This window comes from Terribacillus saccharophilus, assembly GCF_046592595.1.
GTDB lineage: Bacteria > Bacillota > Bacilli > Bacillales > Amphibacillaceae > Terribacillus > Terribacillus saccharophilus_C.
In genome coordinates, this window is record NZ_JAWVPF010000003.1 from 64,597 (window position 1) to 81,529 (window position 16,933).

The 16,933-nt window shown below is 45.1% G+C and carries 16 protein-coding genes; 3 read left to right on the plus strand and 13 right to left on the minus strand.

The features are described from left to right. The first annotated feature begins 90 nt into the window (after positions 1-90). Positions 91-1,203 carry a flavodoxin-dependent (E)-4-hydroxy-3-methylbut-2-enyl-diphosphate synthase gene (ispG, locus tag SFC25_RS05315; protein ID WP_411214276.1) on the plus strand — a complete coding sequence of 371 codons (1,113 nt, stop codon included), beginning with the start codon at positions 91-93 and terminating at the stop codon, positions 1,201-1,203. A gap of 32 nt (positions 1,204-1,235) precedes the next feature. On the opposite strand, the gene SFC25_RS05320 is transcribed toward ispG, so the two are convergent. Next, the gene (locus SFC25_RS05320) at positions 1,236-1,559 is read right to left on the minus strand and encodes a DUF4190 domain-containing protein (RefSeq protein ID WP_411214277.1); all 324 of its coding nucleotides are present in this window, start codon (positions 1,557-1,559) and stop codon (positions 1,236-1,238) included. Between the two features lie 119 nt (positions 1,560-1,678). Here SFC25_RS05320 and SFC25_RS05325 point away from each other — a divergent pair, with 119 nt between their 5' ends. Further along, complete coding sequence (locus SFC25_RS05325; protein ID WP_095222505.1) at positions 1,679-1,954, plus strand: DUF2624 domain-containing protein; 276 nt, start codon at positions 1,679-1,681, stop codon at positions 1,952-1,954. Positions 1,955-1,994: 40 nt separating this feature from the next. Here SFC25_RS05325 and SFC25_RS05330 read toward each other — a convergent pair whose 3' ends face one another. Then, positions 1,995-2,882, minus strand: a complete 888-nt coding sequence (locus tag SFC25_RS05330; RefSeq protein ID WP_411214278.1) for a deoxyribonuclease IV — start codon at positions 2,880-2,882, stop codon at positions 1,995-1,997. Between the two features lie 15 nt (positions 2,883-2,897). Continuing rightward, the gene (locus SFC25_RS05335) at positions 2,898-4,214 is read right to left on the minus strand and encodes a DEAD/DEAH box helicase (protein WP_411214279.1); all 1,317 of its coding nucleotides are present in this window, start codon (positions 4,212-4,214) and stop codon (positions 2,898-2,900) included. Positions 4,215-4,389: 175 nt separating this feature from the next. Between SFC25_RS05335 and SFC25_RS05340 the strand changes: the two genes are divergently transcribed. After that, on the plus strand, positions 4,390-5,337 hold the full coding sequence (locus SFC25_RS05340; protein ID WP_411214280.1) for a 4-hydroxy-3-methylbut-2-enyl diphosphate reductase: 948 nt from the start codon (positions 4,390-4,392) through the stop codon (positions 5,335-5,337). Positions 5,338-5,368: 31 nt separating this feature from the next. Here the strand turns inward: SFC25_RS05340 and SFC25_RS05345 are convergent, their stop codons facing one another. The 10 genes from SFC25_RS05345 to glyQ form a co-directional block, all read right to left on the minus strand. Next, entirely contained in the window at positions 5,369-6,478 is a 1,110-nt protein-coding gene (locus SFC25_RS05345; protein ID WP_411214281.1) for a Nif3-like dinuclear metal center hexameric protein, read from the minus strand. Then, positions 6,471-7,181 (minus strand): tRNA (adenine(22)-N(1))-methyltransferase, encoded by a 711-nt coding sequence (locus tag SFC25_RS05350; RefSeq protein ID WP_411214282.1) that lies wholly within the window; start codon positions 7,179-7,181, stop codon positions 6,471-6,473. Before SFC25_RS05350 ends, SFC25_RS05345 begins: the two co-directional genes overlap by 8 nt. A 173-nt stretch (positions 7,182-7,354) precedes the next feature. Further along, positions 7,355-8,476 carry an RNA polymerase sigma factor RpoD gene (gene rpoD, locus SFC25_RS05355; protein WP_038561388.1) on the minus strand — a complete coding sequence of 374 codons (1,122 nt, stop codon included), beginning with the start codon at positions 8,474-8,476 and terminating at the stop codon, positions 7,355-7,357. A 37-nt stretch (positions 8,477-8,513) separates the two neighbouring features. Continuing rightward, positions 8,514-10,340, minus strand: a complete 1,827-nt coding sequence (dnaG, locus tag SFC25_RS05360; RefSeq protein ID WP_411214283.1) for a DNA primase — start codon at positions 10,338-10,340, stop codon at positions 8,514-8,516. A 23-nt stretch (positions 10,341-10,363) separates the two neighbouring features. Further along, positions 10,364-10,834 (minus strand): YaiI/YqxD family protein, encoded by a 471-nt coding sequence (locus SFC25_RS05365; RefSeq protein ID WP_411214284.1) that lies wholly within the window; start codon positions 10,832-10,834, stop codon positions 10,364-10,366. 170 nt (positions 10,835-11,004) lie between these two features. Beyond that, the gene (locus SFC25_RS05370; protein ID WP_411214285.1) at positions 11,005-12,108 is read right to left on the minus strand and encodes an acyltransferase; all 1,104 of its coding nucleotides are present in this window, start codon (positions 12,106-12,108) and stop codon (positions 11,005-11,007) included. Positions 12,109-12,253: 145 nt separating this feature from the next. Then, on the minus strand, positions 12,254-13,063 hold the full coding sequence (locus tag SFC25_RS05375) for a pyruvate, water dikinase regulatory protein (RefSeq protein WP_411214286.1): 810 nt from the start codon (positions 13,061-13,063) through the stop codon (positions 12,254-12,256). A gap of 21 nt (positions 13,064-13,084) precedes the next feature. Then, positions 13,085-13,717 (minus strand): transcriptional regulator CcpN, encoded by a 633-nt coding sequence (gene ccpN, locus SFC25_RS05380; protein ID WP_411214287.1) that lies wholly within the window; start codon positions 13,715-13,717, stop codon positions 13,085-13,087. Between the two features lie 28 nt (positions 13,718-13,745). Further along, on the minus strand, positions 13,746-15,833 hold the full coding sequence (glyS, locus tag SFC25_RS05385; protein ID WP_411214288.1) for a glycine--tRNA ligase subunit beta: 2,088 nt from the start codon (positions 15,831-15,833) through the stop codon (positions 13,746-13,748). Beyond that, entirely contained in the window at positions 15,823-16,713 is an 891-nt protein-coding gene (gene glyQ, locus SFC25_RS05390; RefSeq protein ID WP_411214289.1) for a glycine--tRNA ligase subunit alpha, read from the minus strand. The genes glyS and glyQ overlap by 11 nt, the downstream gene beginning before the upstream one ends. Positions 16,714-16,933: the final 220 nt, after the last annotated feature.

Genomic DNA, 16,933 nt, shown 5'->3' on the forward strand with positions numbered 1-16,933 from the left:
ACTTCTAATTTAGCAGTATTAGCATTATAATGGGAAAATATAAGGATATATCCCTGTTTTCCTCGCGATAATCAAAGGAGCGATATATAAATGGCATTAATACACAGACAAGACACCCGTCAGGTCAAAGTTGGCAATATTACGATCGGCGGTAAAAACGAGGTTGTCATCCAGTCTATGACAACAACTAAAACGCATGATGTGGAAGCTACTGTAGCGGAAATACTGCGTCTTGAGGAAGCAGGCTGCCAAGTAGTGCGAGTAGCATGTCCAGATCAGCGTGCAGCTGATGCAATTCCCGAAATCAAGAAACGCATTAATATCCCGCTAGTTGTAGATATCCATTTCAACTATAAATTGGCTCTAGCAGCAATTGAGGGCGGAGCGGACAAAATCCGGATCAACCCTGGTAACATTGGCAAACGGGAAAAAGTCGAAGCTGTCGTAAACGCAGCCAAAGCTAAAGGTATCCCGATTCGAATCGGTGTCAACGCTGGTTCCCTTGAGCGTCATATTTTAGAAAAATACGGCTACCCTACTGCAGATGGTATGGTAGAAAGTGCTTTGCATCACATCAAGATTCTTGAAGAGCTTGATTTCCATGATATCATCGTTTCCCTTAAGGCATCCGATGTATCACTAGCTATCGAAGCATACGAAAAAGCAGCAGAGGTAATTCCTTACCCGCTGCACCTTGGTATTACAGAATCAGGAACACTGTTTGCCGGTACGGTGAAAAGTGCTGCCGGTTTAGGAGCTATCTTGAGTAAAGGTATCGGAAGCACGATGCGCATCTCTTTAAGTGCAGATCCTGTTGAAGAAGTAAAAGTAGCTCGTGAGCTCCTGAAAATATTCAACTTGTCTTCCAATGCAGCTACACTTATTTCCTGCCCTACTTGCGGACGTATCGAAATCGACTTGATCAGTATTGCGAATGAAGTCGAAGAGTATATCAGTACAATCAAAGCACCAATCAAAGTAGCTGTACTCGGATGTGCGGTAAACGGCCCTGGTGAGGCTCGTGAAGCGGATATCGGTATTGCTGGTGCTCGCGGAGAGGGTCTCCTGTTCCGCCACGGTGAAATCATCCGTAAAGTACCTGAGGAAACAATGGTAGATGAATTAAAAATCGAAATCGATAAGCTTGCTGAAGAATATTTCGCTGAACAAGCAGCGAAAGAAAAAGAAGCAGCTGAAGCATAAGAAAAGCTGACTCCGCCTGGAGTCAGCTTTTTTTATACGTACGGAGCTGTAAATAGAGAAATGACAATTGCTAAAATACTTATGATTAAGGCGATATTACCTAATACATCTGCGCCTTTTCTCTTCGCCAGTACACCGAAGACAATACCAGCTGCCCCGACAAGGATCGGCGCAAAGAAGAAAGCAGCGATAGATAGGATCAAGGCGATATAGCCGAACAGCTTACCTGAATCAGTCGTCTGCTGTCCGCCTTCTTTTTCAGAACGTCTATAACGGTCTTCGGAAGGAGAAATCTCTGCAGCCGTCTCAACATCGCGTTTATTGGTTACATCCTGATCAAATTGTTCCTTATCCATGTGAAACCTCCTTATCTGGGGTAAGGTATGGTTCTAGTGTGTGTGGTTTCGGCATAAACTTACCAGGTAGATAAAGGAATCAGAGTGCTACATCCACATCTTAGAGCTGGAGGTTTCTAATGAATTTCATTGTTCATAAACTTGTGCTGAATAAGCTGCGAAATCTGACTGTTGACGAAATCCTGGAGCAAAGCCAAGAATACCAAGTGCCTCTTACACCCCTGCAGGCGTCCCAGATTGTCCAATTTCTGCGGCAGAACAAGTTAGATCCGTTTAAGGAATCTGATCGGCTGCAAATGCTAAAGGCACTTGCACAGATAACCGATACGCAGACAGCCCAAAAAACCCATCAGATTTTCTTACAACTGGCAAAAGAACACGGCATCAAATTGTAAAAACACCCCGAAGCAGCTTAGACTGCCTCGGGGTGTTTTTTTAAGCCATAATATTTTCTTTTAAGTTCGGATTGAAGCTGTTGTTCATGAGCATATCGATTTCATGCGCATATGGAGCTTTCTTATTCTTTTTATCTTCTCCAACGAATGGCGTCTCCAGTATTTTCGGCAGCTGCTGCAGCTGGTCGTGATGAACGATATACCGCAGCGCATCGTAGCCGATATGACCGAATCCGATATTCTCGTGCCGGTCTTTTCTTGCTCCGCGTTCGTTTTTACTATCGTTGACATGGATTACTTTCAGCCTGTCCAGACCAATCACTCTGTCAAATTGGTCCAATACACCATCAAAGTCATTGACGATATCATAACCTGCATCATGGGTATGGCAAGTATCAAAACAAATTGAAAGCTTGTCATTATGCGTGACACCATCGATGATACGTGCCAGTTCCTCAAAGTTTGATCCTACTTCGGATCCTTTTCCAGCCATTGTTTCCAAGGCAATCTGAACATTCTGGTCCTTCACCAGCACTTCATTCAGTCCTTCAATGATCTTTTGGATACCCGCAGCCACTCCTTCGCCTACATGCGCCCCAGGATGAAGCACTATCTGCTTCGCTCCAATAGCTTCTGTCCGCTCGATTTCACTGCGAAGGAAGTTAACACCTAGTTCGAACGTCTCCGGCTTGATTGAGTTGCCGACATTAATGATATAAGGAGCGTGTACAACAATATCTGTAATGCCATGCTCTTTCATATGTGCCCGGCCAGCTTCGATATTCAGCTCCTCAATGGCTTTTCTCCTCGTGTTCTGCGGAGCTCCTGTGTAAATCATCATAGCGTTGGCGCCGTAGGAATACGCTTCTTCACTTGATCCCAATAGCATTTTCTTACCGCTCATACTAACATGTGATCCGATTATCATAAATCCACTTTCTCCTTACTTTCGCTTAAAACGATCTTGTCGGTCCAGCTTCTTCTTGATTTTATTTTTCTGATACTGCATTTTCCGCTTGTAGCCCGGTTTAACTTTCTTCGGTTTACGTACTTGCTTCCAAGCTTGGGATTCATTATCAGATTCTGTTTTCTTTCGTGTTACCCGTTCGTTCCACGCCTTCAGTTCTTTCCATTCTCCATTGGCAATATCATAGGTCGTAAATTCAAGACCCTTCTTATCCAATTTCTGAATCAGCTCTAAGTCATAATCGTTGTATAAGCTGATAGCAGTCCCTTCCATACCAGCACGTGCAGTTCTGCCCACACGGTGTACATAGAATGGTTCTTCTTTTGGAAGCTGGGCGTTAATAACGTGGCTGACGCCTTTGATGTCGATACCGCGCGCTGCCAAGTCTGTCGCAACAAGATACTGGAAACGAAGTTCCTGGATGTCGCGCAGTACACGTTTTCTTTCCCTTGGTGTAAGTCCTCCGTGCAGAAGACCTACCTGCAAGCCTTTGTCTGTCAGCTCTGCTGCCAAGACATTGGCCGCGTCCTTTCCATTCACGAAAATGATGGCCATGTAAGGCTGGATGACACTCGCTATTTTCATGATCATTTCTGCTTCATCACGGTGGCGCATCGGAACTAATCGGTGTTCCATCGTTTCCGGAGACAAATGTCCGCCAATTTCAAAGTGCTTCGGATTTTCCAGATACTTTTTCAAGAACGGCTGCAATCGCTCTGGTATTGTCGCAGAAAAGACTAGCAGCTGAACGTCCTGCCGCATACGGGACAGAATCTGGTCGACTTCTTTGATAAAGCCAAGATCCAGCATCAAATCTGCTTCATCCAGGACAAAGCTTGTAGCTGGATATAAATCCAATGCCTGCTCTTCCATCAGATCCAAAATTCTTCCTGGTGTACCGATGATGATTTGCGGCTGTGTCTTTAATTTTTCAATTGATCTTTTCTTGTCTGTTCCTCCAATGAAAAGCTTTGCATGCCAGTCGTTCTCTTTACCTGCAAGCTTGATGAAATGACGGGCTTCGTCATAAATCTGGATAGCAAGTTCACGCGTTGGTGCTGTGACAACGAATTGCGCATGCTGCTCATCTTCCTTCAGTTTACTGAACAATGGAAGCAAATAAGAATGTGTCTTACCAGATCCAGTATGGGATTGGCCAATGACACTTTCCCCCCGGAGGACTGCCGGGATGACTTTCTCCTGAATCGGTGTTGGTTTTGCAAAGCCTAGTTTATCAATCGCTTCGTTGACAGTTGGCTGAAGCGCGTATTGTTTAAATTGATGATTTTTCATGTATAACTCCTTTTGGTCATTCTGTTCCTTTATATATTATAGAGGACTTTGTCATATTTTGCACGATTACACGAGGATAATAAACAATCTTTGTCATATTCTTTATTAGCCTTTATAATGGAGAAGACCCAGAAATAGATATCCCGTGTAAACGGAGAAGGGGGAAACACAGCGAATGAACGTAATTAAAATAGCGCCGCGAGGTTACTGCTACGGTGTGGTGGATGCCATGGTGATAGCGCAGAATGCCGTACGGGATGAAAATCTTCCCCGGCCGATCTACATTCTCGGCATGATCGTGCATAATGCCCATGTGACCAATGCATTTGAAACGGAAGGTGTCATCACACTTGATGGTTCGGACCGAATGGAGCTTTTAGAACAAATAGACAGCGGTACGGTTGTATTCACTGCTCATGGAGTATCTCCTGAAGTGAAACAGCGTGCACATGAAAAAGGGCTTACTGTCCTTGATGCTACTTGCCCGGATGTTACGCGTACACACGACTTGATCCGTGAAAAAGTAGCAGAAGGCTATGAAGTCGTCTATATCGGTAAAAAAGGACATCCGGAGCCTGAGGGTGCGATAGGTGTCGCTCCTGGCAAAGTTCATCTTGTCCAGACCGAAGAAGACGTACAAGCACTTGAATTGGACGCTCCGAAGCTGATTGTCACAAACCAGACGACAATGAGCCAATGGGATGTCTACGATGTCATGCAGCTTGTTAAAGAGAAATTCCCGCAAACAGAGATGATCCAAGAGATCTGCATGGCAACACAGGTGCGTCAGGAAGCAGTTGCGGAACAAGCAAAAGATGCTGATTTGACTCTAGTTGTCGGCGATCCGCGAAGCAACAACTCCAACCGCCTCGCACAGGTATCTCAAGAGATTGCCGGTACGAAAGCATACCGCATCGAGGATCTGTCCCAGTTAAAACTGGAATGGCTTGAAGGTGTCGAAACAGTTGCTATTACTGCTGGTGCCTCCACTCCTACTCCTGTGACAAAGGAAGTTATCAACTTCATCGAGAAATTTGACCCAGCGAATATGGAAGATGTGAAACTGGAATTCAATGTTGATCCGAAGAAGATCCTTCCGAAAGTCAAAGTTAAGAAAGCATAAGAAAACCGAGTCCTTATTGGACTCGGTTTTTTTATATAGTACGAAATGGATCCGTATTTACTTGTGACACACGTATTGGCACATCTGCAAATCCAGTTTGCAGATAATCTGCCACTTTTTGCTTCATGATCTTTTCTGCATAATGACCTGGATCAATCAGACAAAGACCTGCCAGCATTGCATCTTGCGTCTCATGAAAAGTAAGATCACCTGTAATATACACATCGGCCTGGTGCGTTGCCTGGTCAATATAATCCCGTCCGCTTCCTCCGAGTACAGCGACCGTTTCAACTGAAGCAGACGCCTCACCCGTGAATCGTACTTGCTGGACATCATACCGCTCTTTTACCATTCGAGCTAATTCATGCAAAGTCATTGGAGCAGGCAATTTTCCAGTACGGCCTAATCCGTACGCTTTCCCTTTCATTTCAACAGGGTAAACATCATAAGCTGCTTCCTCATACGGATGGGCTGCAATCATTGCAGCTACCGCCTTTTTTACATTCTCTTCCGGCACCAGTACTTCGATACGAACCTCTTCTACTCGCTCTACCTCTCCTGCTTGACCAATGAATGGCTGAGCATCGGCATTAGGCTGAAAATATCCGCTGCCTTCGGATACAAAACTGACTTTCTCATAGTTACCCATATTTCCGGCGCCATTCGAGTGCAATGCATCTTTGACGTGTTGTTCATGTGTTTTAGGAACAAAGACGATCAACTTTTTGAAAGTTTGATGTCCGACTGGAAGGAATATACGCTTTTGTTCCAGTCCAAGTGCATCGGCCATCAAATCATTGACACCGCCTTCGACGATGTCGAGATTCGTGTGCGCTGCATATACGGTTATATCATGCTTCAGAAGCTTCTGGATGACGCGCCCCTTAGGCGCAGCAGTATCAAGTTTCTTTGGGGGCGCAAATAATAATGGATGATGCGCAATGATGAGATTGGCATTATACAAGATAGCTTCATCTACAACCGCTTCGGTTACGTCCAATGTAGTCAGCACACCTGAAACTGTTTGATCGAGCGTCCCGACCTGCAGTCCGACATTATCCCATTTCTCTGCAAGCGATGGCGGACACCATGATTCAAAATATGCAATCACATCTGCTATATGCATCTGCTTATCAGCCATTTAATTCCTCCTCAAGCCACGTAAGCTCTGTTTTGAAGGATGACAGCTTCGCTTCATCAACTTGCTGGGCATGCTGCATATTCGCAACGTTGCGCTCCAGCTTCCGTTTATAGTCAAGCCACTTTACCCGAAAAGCTTCGTTTTTCTCCTTCAACAAGATAGGACCGAACAAAAGCTCTTTTTCACGTACGGCTGCATCCTCATGATAAATACTATTTCCCCCACGCACAGCTACTAACACCTCATAAATATGCCCAGCTTCTTCCAGGATTTGTTCCTTTTGAAGAACGAATCCATTTTTCAGGAACCATTTACGAAGTGCTCTTGCATCTATATTAGGCTGGACAATAAGCTGCTCTACACGACCAAGCTTATCTTTACCTTGCTCCAAAATCGATGCAATCAAAGGACCTCCCATACCTGCGACGACCACTTGTTTCACTTCGTCTGCTTCAACGACTGCCAATCCATCCCCTTTTCGTACATCTATTCTGTCAGTTAAACCTTGCAGCTTCACCTGTTTCTGAGCACTGCGGAAAGGCCCTTCATTAATTTCTCCCGCTACCGCTTTGCTGGTAGGGTCCTGTAAACATACATAGCAAGGCAGGTAGGCATGATCTGATCCGACATCGACAAAATGCGCAGATTCCGGCAAGTGGGCAGCGACTGCTGAAAGCCGCTCTGACAATGATAAAACGTTCATTATATCCAACTCCTTTGTCAAATATACGTGTTTTTTGTAAAATATCCTCCCACACTTTTTGCTGAGAGAATTTGCATTCGGCTTTCAATTTTTGTAAAATGTATGTATTCCTTAGGGCAATAAGAAAGCCCAGCCACATGCGGATAAACACATGATAGCTGAGCGAACCCTTCTTATTCTAAGAAATCTTTCAAGCGCTTGCTGCGGCTTGGATGACGAAGCTTACGCAATGCTTTTGCTTCAATCTGACGGATACGCTCTCTGGTTACGCCGAATACCCGGCCGACTTCTTCCAGTGTTCTTGTTCTTCCGTCATCAAGTCCGAAACGCAGACGAAGCACATTCTCTTCCCGGTCAGTCAATGTATCCAGTACATCTTCCAACTGTTCTTTCAGCAATTCGTATGCTGCATGATCAGAAGGAGAAGTTGCTTCCTGATCCTCGATAAAGTCTCCAAGATGGGAGTCATCTTCCTCACCAATTGGTGTTTCAAGGGATACAGGTTCTTGGGCGATCTTCAGGATTTCACGTACTTTTTCCGGTGTAAGTTCCATTTCTTCACCAATCTCTTCTGGAGACGGCTCACGCCCTAGATCTTGCAGGAGCTGACGCTGTACACGGATCAATTTATTGATCGTTTCCACCATATGCACAGGAATACGGATTGTACGCGCTTGGTCAGCGATTGCACGCGTGATAGCCTGACGGATCCACCAAGTAGCATACGTACTAAATTTGAAACCTTTACGATAATCAAATTTTTCAACTGCTTTAATGAGTCCCATGTTACCTTCCTGGATCAAATCCAAGAACAGCATGCCGCGTCCTACATAACGTTTTGCAATACTTACTACAAGTCGTAAGTTCGCTTCCGCTAATCGGCGTTTTGCCACTTCATCTCCAGCTTCGATACGTTCAGCCAACGCAATTTCCTCTTTGGCTGACAATAGATCGACGCGGCCAATTTCTTTCAAGTACATGCGTACAGGGTCATTGATCTTGATGCCAAGTGGTACACTTAGGTCATTCAGATCAAATTCTTCCTCTTTCGCAATTTGTTTCATATTCGGGTCCTGGTCGGATTCACCAATCACTTCAACATTTTGTTCGTTCAAGTGCTCGTAGATTTCGTCCATCTGATCGGAATCCAATTCAAAGCTTGCAAGACGCTCACTTACCTCTTCATAAGCGAGGACTCCGCGCTTTTTACCCATTTCAACAAGGAGTTCTTTTGCTTGCTCCAATGTCATTTCAGTCTCATTCACTTTAGAACCTGCTGGCTTATTCTCTGCCATAAGTCCTCCTCCTTCCAAAACATCAAGCTATCTATTGTTACAGAGAACTTTTTAAAGTTCTTCGTATTTCCATGATCTTCATGGCTATCTGCGCTGCCCGTATCGGATCATTTTCCTGTTCGGCTTGCCTTTGTTCGGCCTGCAGCTGGCTGATATCCGTCTTATTCACTTGTTCGCGTTTAATGGTACGGATATAATCACTGATCTCCTGATCGCTGATATCTTCGACTACCGGCAGCATGGCTGTCTGGATAACCAGCTGCTGCAAGGAAGGATCCTCCAGCGTTGATACAAATTGACTTACATCTGCATCATTGCCTTCTTCATAAAAAGCATACAGATGGGTGGCGATTACCTGGACCTGATCGGTTATGAATGAAGCCCCTAACTCTTCCTGTACTTTATCCGCAATTGCCGCTGTTCTAAGCATATGCGCCAGCAGCTGTTTTTCTGCCGTCTGAAAAGCAGTTGGCATTTTTTTTTCATAATTACGGCGGGATTGCTGCTTTGGAGCCGGTGCTTTAACCGAATTGCTGACTCCTCTCTTGCTTTCCCGTTTGCGGAGTCTGGGCTCGAGATCGGAGACAAGCGTATCCAAAGAAAGATCCATTGCGCTCGACAGCTCCCGCAGATAGTGTTCCCGTTCTACAGAGCTTTCAATCTGCGCAATCTCATCCAATACTTTTTCTACATACTGCAGTCGATCTCCTTCAAGTGAAAGGTTGAAGTCCTGCTTCAAGTAATGCATCATGAAGGACATAGCTGTCAATGCAGCATCGATGATGGATCGTTTGAACTTCTCTGCTCCGTGCTCCCGGATATAGTCATCTGGATCCAGACCATCCCGGAGCATGGCAACACGTACATGGTTGCCAGTTTTCTGCAGGATTTGCAAAGCCCGATAAGTTGCTTCAAATCCCGCTTTGTCACCGTCGTAACAAATGACAACCTGTTCTGCATAGCGCTTCAAAAGTCTGGCCTGGGTCTCTGTCAGAGATGTTCCGAGCGTCGCAACTCCGTTTTTGACACCGGCTTGATGCGCAGCGATCACATCATTGTATCCCTCGAATACAACTACCTGGCCAGACTTACGAATTTCACCTCTCGCCAAATCAAAGTTGAACAGCATTCTTCCTTTTTGGAAAAGCTCACTTTCGGAACTATTCAGGTATTTCGGTTCCTGACCTCCGCCTAGTGTACGCCCGCCGAAGCCGACAGTCTTACCAAGATGATTCCGTATCGGGAAGATCACCCGTCCGCGGAAACGATCCTGAGGTTTATTTTCTTTATCGGTTGAAAATAGACCTGTATGAAGCAGCTCTTGCGGGTTGTATCCTTTTCCTTCAAGAAATTTCACGGTAAAATCTCTGCTGTTTGGCGCGAAGCCCAGCTGGAAGGTATCAATCGTCTCATCCGTCAAACCGCGGCCAAGAAGATATCCATACCCTGTCTTGCCTTCTTTCGTATTGCGCAGTAAGTTATGGTAGAGCTTGACGACCCACTCGTTCGCCTCAAGTGCAGTCTGCTCTTCCCTGGATTGCCCGCGTTCTTGCTGTTCTGCCACCGAAGCAGGTACCTCGGTGCCGCTTCTTTCTGCGAGCTTTTGAACAGCCTGAGAGAAGGAAAGGCCCTCCAATTCCATAAGGAAGGTAAATACATTTCCTCCCTTTCCGCAGCCAAAGCAATGAAATATCTGCTTTTCCTGTGTCACGGAAAATGACGGCGATTTTTCACCATGGAAAGGGCAAAGTCCGAAGTAGTTACGGCCTTGTTTCTTTAATTGAACATGTTCGCCCACCACATCTACGATATCATTTGATTTGCGGACTTCTTCGACTATTTCTTCTGGTATTGCACCAGCCATTCCACATCACCAACCTATATAATTCAACAACTTCCGTCTAATTCCTGCATTTTTCGACAATAAGACGAAAAAATAGTAAGGAATCTTCTTTTGTCGGCAGCTGTCAGCTTGGAAGGTCCCTTAATTCGTTTGCCCTGTCGTTGATTTTGGATTCTCATGTGCTTCCTGAGAAGTATCTCATCGGCATCTTCTTCCGTAATCAGCTCTCCGCGAGGTGTGATGACTGTTACGTCTTTGGCTGTGAGCAGCGTAGCCAATGCCAAGTCTTGTGTAACAACACAAGATCCGGGGAAAATATGATTCAGTATATACCAATCCACCGCCTGATCCACAGGATCAAGCACAACCCAGGAGGCATCCGAATCCCTGCTCAGATGATTGATTGTGGTTACGAATTGGACAGGAACGTGATAGGCTGCACATACAGTAACAATCTCCTGTTTGACAGGACAGCTATCTGCATCCACATAGACAATAGGGTTTTGTGATTTCATGTCTCACTAATTCTACAATAAAATGCGGAATCCTTCCTTTTTCGTAAAATTTTTATAAAGCTTTTTACCTCAAGGGTTACCAATTACACATATTTCATACTAACAACATTTTTTCACAAAAACTAATTATAATACAAAGTATTTAAAAAAGCCATTATTTTAACTGATACTCAGGATGCCCTGAATTGTTTCAGCAGACCGCTCTCTTTCGGTAATTTACCAAAAAATAACGATGCAAAAGGCACATATCGATGACAAAGATAAATAATTAAAAAACAAACTCCCATTACAACCAAATATCGAAGCATGATCTGGAAATGAAATAAATAGTTGCTGTATGCAGGGATAGTCCTAGTAACATAATCCAGAATGAGCGGATGCAGCAGGTAATAACCAAAGGAATAGCTCGCTATTTGCTGCAGTCTGGCTAGTGTCGATGCCGAAAGCTTAACTGCAGCTGACTCAGCAAGCCGAAAAATACTGTAACAGCCTGTTACCAGGAAAACATAGTTCACGCTCTCATAAAGGATATTGTTCCACTCAAATGCACCGAGAGTTCCTGAAAGATAATAATAAACTGCTATAGCTGATCCAGCGATTAAACTGAATAGCAGCCATCCCCAGGTTGACCACCGTTTGCTTTTTGCTTTTTCCCTCTCATAATGTATCCCTATCCATCCGCCGAGCAGTAATGTGCCCATTAATTGCAGGAATAGCGGAAACGGGCTTAGCGGCATATAGGTCTGCAGGACAATGTAGCCTAGCTGCAGCAAGCCCCCGAAAACAAACATGTATTTCCTAAAGATAGCAGCTTTGTGATCCAGCCAAATCAGCAAAGGCAGAATGAAGTATATTTGAACAATAAGAAATATAAAGTGCAGCTGATAATAGCTTTCTCCAAAGAAAATCCGTTTTGCAATAGCTGCTGGCTGGAGATCTCCAAAACCGAGAATGGCTTTATGCAGCTCGTACACAAGTGCCCAGATGATGTAAGGAATCAGGATAAAACTGACTCGCTTCTTGTAATAATCTTTCCATAAGGACATTGGCAGTTTTTTGTGCTTGTACTGATAAAAGAAAACCAGACCGGTAATAGCGATAAACAACCCTGCTTCTATCCGGATGATCCTGTTCAGGAAATGATATTTCTCATACGCATCGCCCCCAAATGGAAGAACCGTTGCATACGCGCCTGTCACATGGACGAGCACTACAAGTGACATTGCCAAGAGCCGCATCAGATAAATTGATTGGATCTGCTGTTGTTTTTTCATGTTTGGTCTCCTTGTAACGACATTTACGAAACAGAAGAGGCAACAACAGATTGTCTGCCGTCACCTCTTCTTTTTTTATCGTAAAGTTCCAACTGGAGGACCGTCAACATGATAAACAAAATCTTAACACTAACTTTGTATTAACTTAATTCTGTTTGTTGCGGACAGTCAATATACTATTGGCAGTTTCTTCAACTGCTTTATTGGAAACATCAATCACTCGACAGCCGATTCGTTCGGCAATCTTATCAAAATGCTCCAGTTCGTGATTGATTCGGTCGATATTCGCATAGCTCGCTTGATCTCCAAGACCGAGCGCTTTCAGACGTTCCTTACGGATATCATTCAGCTTCTCTGGACTGATGCGAAGACCGATGCATTTGGATGGATCCACCTGGAAAAGTTCCCGAGGAGGATCTACTTCCGGGACAATCGGCACATTGGCGACTTTAAGGCGTTTGTGCGCCAAATACTGAGATAATGGTGTTTTGGATGTCCGCGATACACCAATGAGTACAATATCAGCCCGTGCAATACCGCGTGGATCACGACCGTCGTCATAGCGGACCGCAAATTCAATTGCTTCGATTCTACGGAAATAATCTTCATCCAGACGATGGACAAGGCCTGGCTGGAGCTTCGGTTTTTGATGGAACATATCTGCCATTGCATCCATAAGTGGTCCCATCAGATCGATGCAAGGTATACCGTGCTTATGTGCTTCACTTGTCAGGAACGCCCGGAAATCCGGATTGACCATCGTGAAAGCGATGATTGATGGACGTTCGCTTGCTTGCTTCAGCGTTTCTTCCAATATAGACGTGTTCTCTACGTAGGGAACTCGCTGCAAAGCAAACGGCTCTTCCAAATTGAATTGACTTAATGCTGCTTTTACAACTAGCTCTGCTGTTTCCCCTACAGAATCTGATACAACATAGACGATTGGTTTCTCCATCGGTTCCCCTCCTGGATATATTCACATAAGTTCATTTCGAGCAAGTTCCACGAAAGCCTTCGTAATCGTTGTCTTCGTAATTCGACCGACTACTTTTGCACCAGCCTCATGTGATCTTTCTATTACCGGCAGACTGTCGATTTGTTTATCGATCAACCGATTGGCCGCTTCTACCAGTAATTCATCCGGATAGCAAACGGCTACGTTCGGCATCCTCGTCATGATGATGTGAACTGGAATATCCTGCAGCCCCTGATTGCCGATACTTGCCCGCAAAAGATCCTTACGAGAAACGACTCCAACCAGATTACTGTCTTGATCGACTGCGAAGAGTGTTCCGACATCACTGAGGAACATGGCGCTGATCGCATCATAAGCAGAATCATCTTCTTTGACGACAATCGGCATCGATTGGAAGGTCTCTACTTTATATTTCATCAACTTCTCTGTAATGATCTCTGAACCTGTCTTACCTGTATAGAAGTAACCAACACGCGGTCTTGCATCCAGGAAACCTACCATTGTCAGGATTGCCAGATCCGGCCGCAAAGTCGCCCGGGTCAGATTAAGCCGCTCCGCGATCTGTTCTCCTGTTATCGGACCCGCTTCTTTCACAATCGCGATAATCTGCTGCTGTCTTTTAGACAAATCCATGTTCATCACCTCTATCCAAGAACTGCCCTCATTGGACCTGCTTCCACTGTACTTTTGTCACATCAGCATAGCTGAGAATCAGTGCAGCCAGCTGGTTCAATAATGATAAGCGGTTCGTTTTTAATTTTTCATCCTCTGCCATGACCATTGTATGGTCGAAGAATGCATGGATGGTGTCAGCGAATGCTGCCAATGTATCCAAAGCTTCTTTCGCTTTTCGGTTGCTTGCAGCCTCCATATAAGCTGTTTTGTTTTGATTGAGCAAGCTGTAGAGCTGCTTTTCATATTCGTTTGCGAATAATGCTTCCTCTACCCCGTGATCCGCGCCTTTTCTAGCAAGGTTGATCACGCGTCCCAATGCTTCCTGTACTGGCTTGAAGTTCTCATCTTGACGCAATACTTGCAATGTTTTCGCTTTAGCAAGTGTATATGGATAATTACCGATTTGTACAGAAAGAACTGCTTCGACGACATCGTGGGAGATGCCTTCTTCTTTCAGCAGCTGAGAAGCGCGCTGGTAGAAGAAATTACGAATATCTTCTGTATACGTATCCTTTTCGACTGTCGGCAAACCTTGCTGCTCAAACAATTCCACAGTACGCTCCACAAGCTCCTCTACCGTGATCTGCCAATCAGTTTTCAAGAGCATCTGGATGATACCGATTGCCTGACGACGCAAACCGTACGGATCCTGGGAACCAGTCGGAACGTTTCCGATGACCATACTTCCAACGATTGTATCCAGTTTGTCGGCAATGCTGACAATTGTACCTTCCACAGATTCCGGAAGTGCTCCATGGGAGGAAAGCGGCATATACTGCTCACGGATTGCTTGGGCAACACGATCAGCTTCACCGAAGTGACGTGCATATTTCTCGCCCATAATACCTTGCAGTTCCGTGAATTCGTTCACCATATTCGTTACAAGGTCGAATTTAGCGATACTTGCAGCACGCTCTGCCCGAGCTGCTGTTTCCTTATCAATAGCTGCAGCTTCACTGATCATCTTCGCAATTTTCGTCACACGGTCCACTTTATCCTGCAAGGTACCAAGTTCCACTTGATAAACCATTTTAGACAATCTTTCCATGCTTTTCTCTATCGGCTGCGCTTTATCCTCCGCATAGAAGAATTCCGCATCCTGAAGTCTGGCACGAAGCACTTTTTCGTTACCGCGGGCAACGTTTTCCAAGTGATCACTGTTACCGTTACGTACACCGATGAAATGTGCCAGCAGCTGACCAGAAGCATCTGTTACCGGGAAATAACGCTGATGTTCCTTCATGCTCGTTATCAGTACTTCCTGCGGCAGATCAAGGAAGCTGGCAGCAAAATCACCATGGAATACAGTCGGGTATTCCACCAGATACAGCACTTCCTCCAAAAGATCTTCATCGATTGGAATTTGCCAGCCATTCGCTGTTTCCAACTGACGAATTCCATCGATGATCATTTGTTGGCGTTTTTTCTGGTCCACGATGACAAATTGCTCTTCCAGTACAGAAGCATACGCAGCTGGATTATCGATTGTCGCTGTTTCACCAAGGAATCGGTGACCATACGTAAGATTTGAAGATTCTGTTCCCGCTATCTCCATTGGAATGACAGCATCACCGTACAATGCTACGATCCAGCGAATTGGGCGTGCATAACGCAAGCTTCCTGAACCCCATCGCATATTCTTCGGAAAATGAAGGCTGAGCAGCACATCTTTGAATGATGGCAGTAAATCAGCTGCATGCTGTCCCTTAACAAATTTTTTCACAAAAATATATTCTGCTCCATCCACATCTTTCGTGTAGATATCCTCAACAGAAGCACCTTGACCGCGCGTGAAACCTTGGGCGGCCTTCGACCATTGACCAGCTTCATCTTTCGCGATCCGAAGTGCGGGACCTTTTACTTCTTCTTCAAGATCTGGCTGTTTGTCTGAAAGTGCAAGAATTGTAACAGCCACACGCCTCGGAGTAGCTTGTACAAGAACCTTTTCAAAGGAGAGGCCAAGCTCGTTCAACCACGCTGTCGTTTTTGTTTCTAACTGTTCAATTGTGCCAGGCAAAAACCGCGCCGGCATTTCCTCTAAGCCGATTTCGAAAAGTACATCCTTATTCTGCATGCTCATCCGCTCCTTCTTTCAGCATTGGGAAGCCAAGACGTTCCCTCTCTGCTACATAGCTCTTCGCAATCGATCTAGCCAAATTACGGACTCTCCCGATATAACCAGTCCGCTCTGTAACTGAAATAGCCCCTTTGGCATCCAGCAGGTTGAATGTGTGGGAACATTTCAGTACGTAATCATACGCAGGGAAGACTAGCCCTTGATCCATGATGCGTTTCGCTTCTTTTTCATACATATCAAACAGCTGGAACAGCATGTCTGTATCAGATTCTTTAAAAGTATATGTGCTATGCTCAAACTCCGGCTGCTTGAAGATATCTGCTACAGTTACGCCATCTGTCCATTCAAGTTCAAAAACATTTTCTTTATCTTGAATGTAGGAAGCAAGTCTTTCCAGACCATATGTAATTTCTACTGAAACAGGCTTTGCTTCCAAGCCGCCGATTTGCTGGAAATAGGTGAACTGTGTGATTTCCATACCATCAAGCCATACCTCCCAGCCAAGCCCAGCAGCACCCAGGGTCGGGTTCTCCCAGTTATCCTCTACAAAGCGGATATCATGCTTCAGTGGATCGATGCCAAGCTTGCGAAGTGAGTCCAAGTATAGTTCCTGGATATTGTCTGGTGAAGGTTTCATGATCACCTGGAATTGATGATGCTGATATAAGCGGTTTGGGTTTTCCCCGTAACGGCCATCGGCTGGGCGTCGGGATGGCTCCACATAAGCCACGTTCCACGGCTCAGGACCAAGACTGCGCAATAAAGTCATAGGGCTCATTGTACCTGCCCCTTTTTCTACGTCATACGCTTGCATCAATAGACAGCCTTGGTCTGACCAATGCTTCTGTAATGTCAAAATCATATTTTGGATATTCATCGGATTCCCTCCATCTTCTTTTCATCAACGTCAGGATGGACAAAGAAAAATCCCGTCCCTATGCTGCATAAACAGCATAGGGACGGGATTACCGCGGTTCCACCCTAATTGCTCCCACATGGAAGCCACTCTTTTTTCCTTTTGCTCCAAAGCGCCTTCTCCGTCTGCCTTTGTTCTGGCTCCCACTATCCCAGATTCGCTATGCAAAGGACCGGACGGA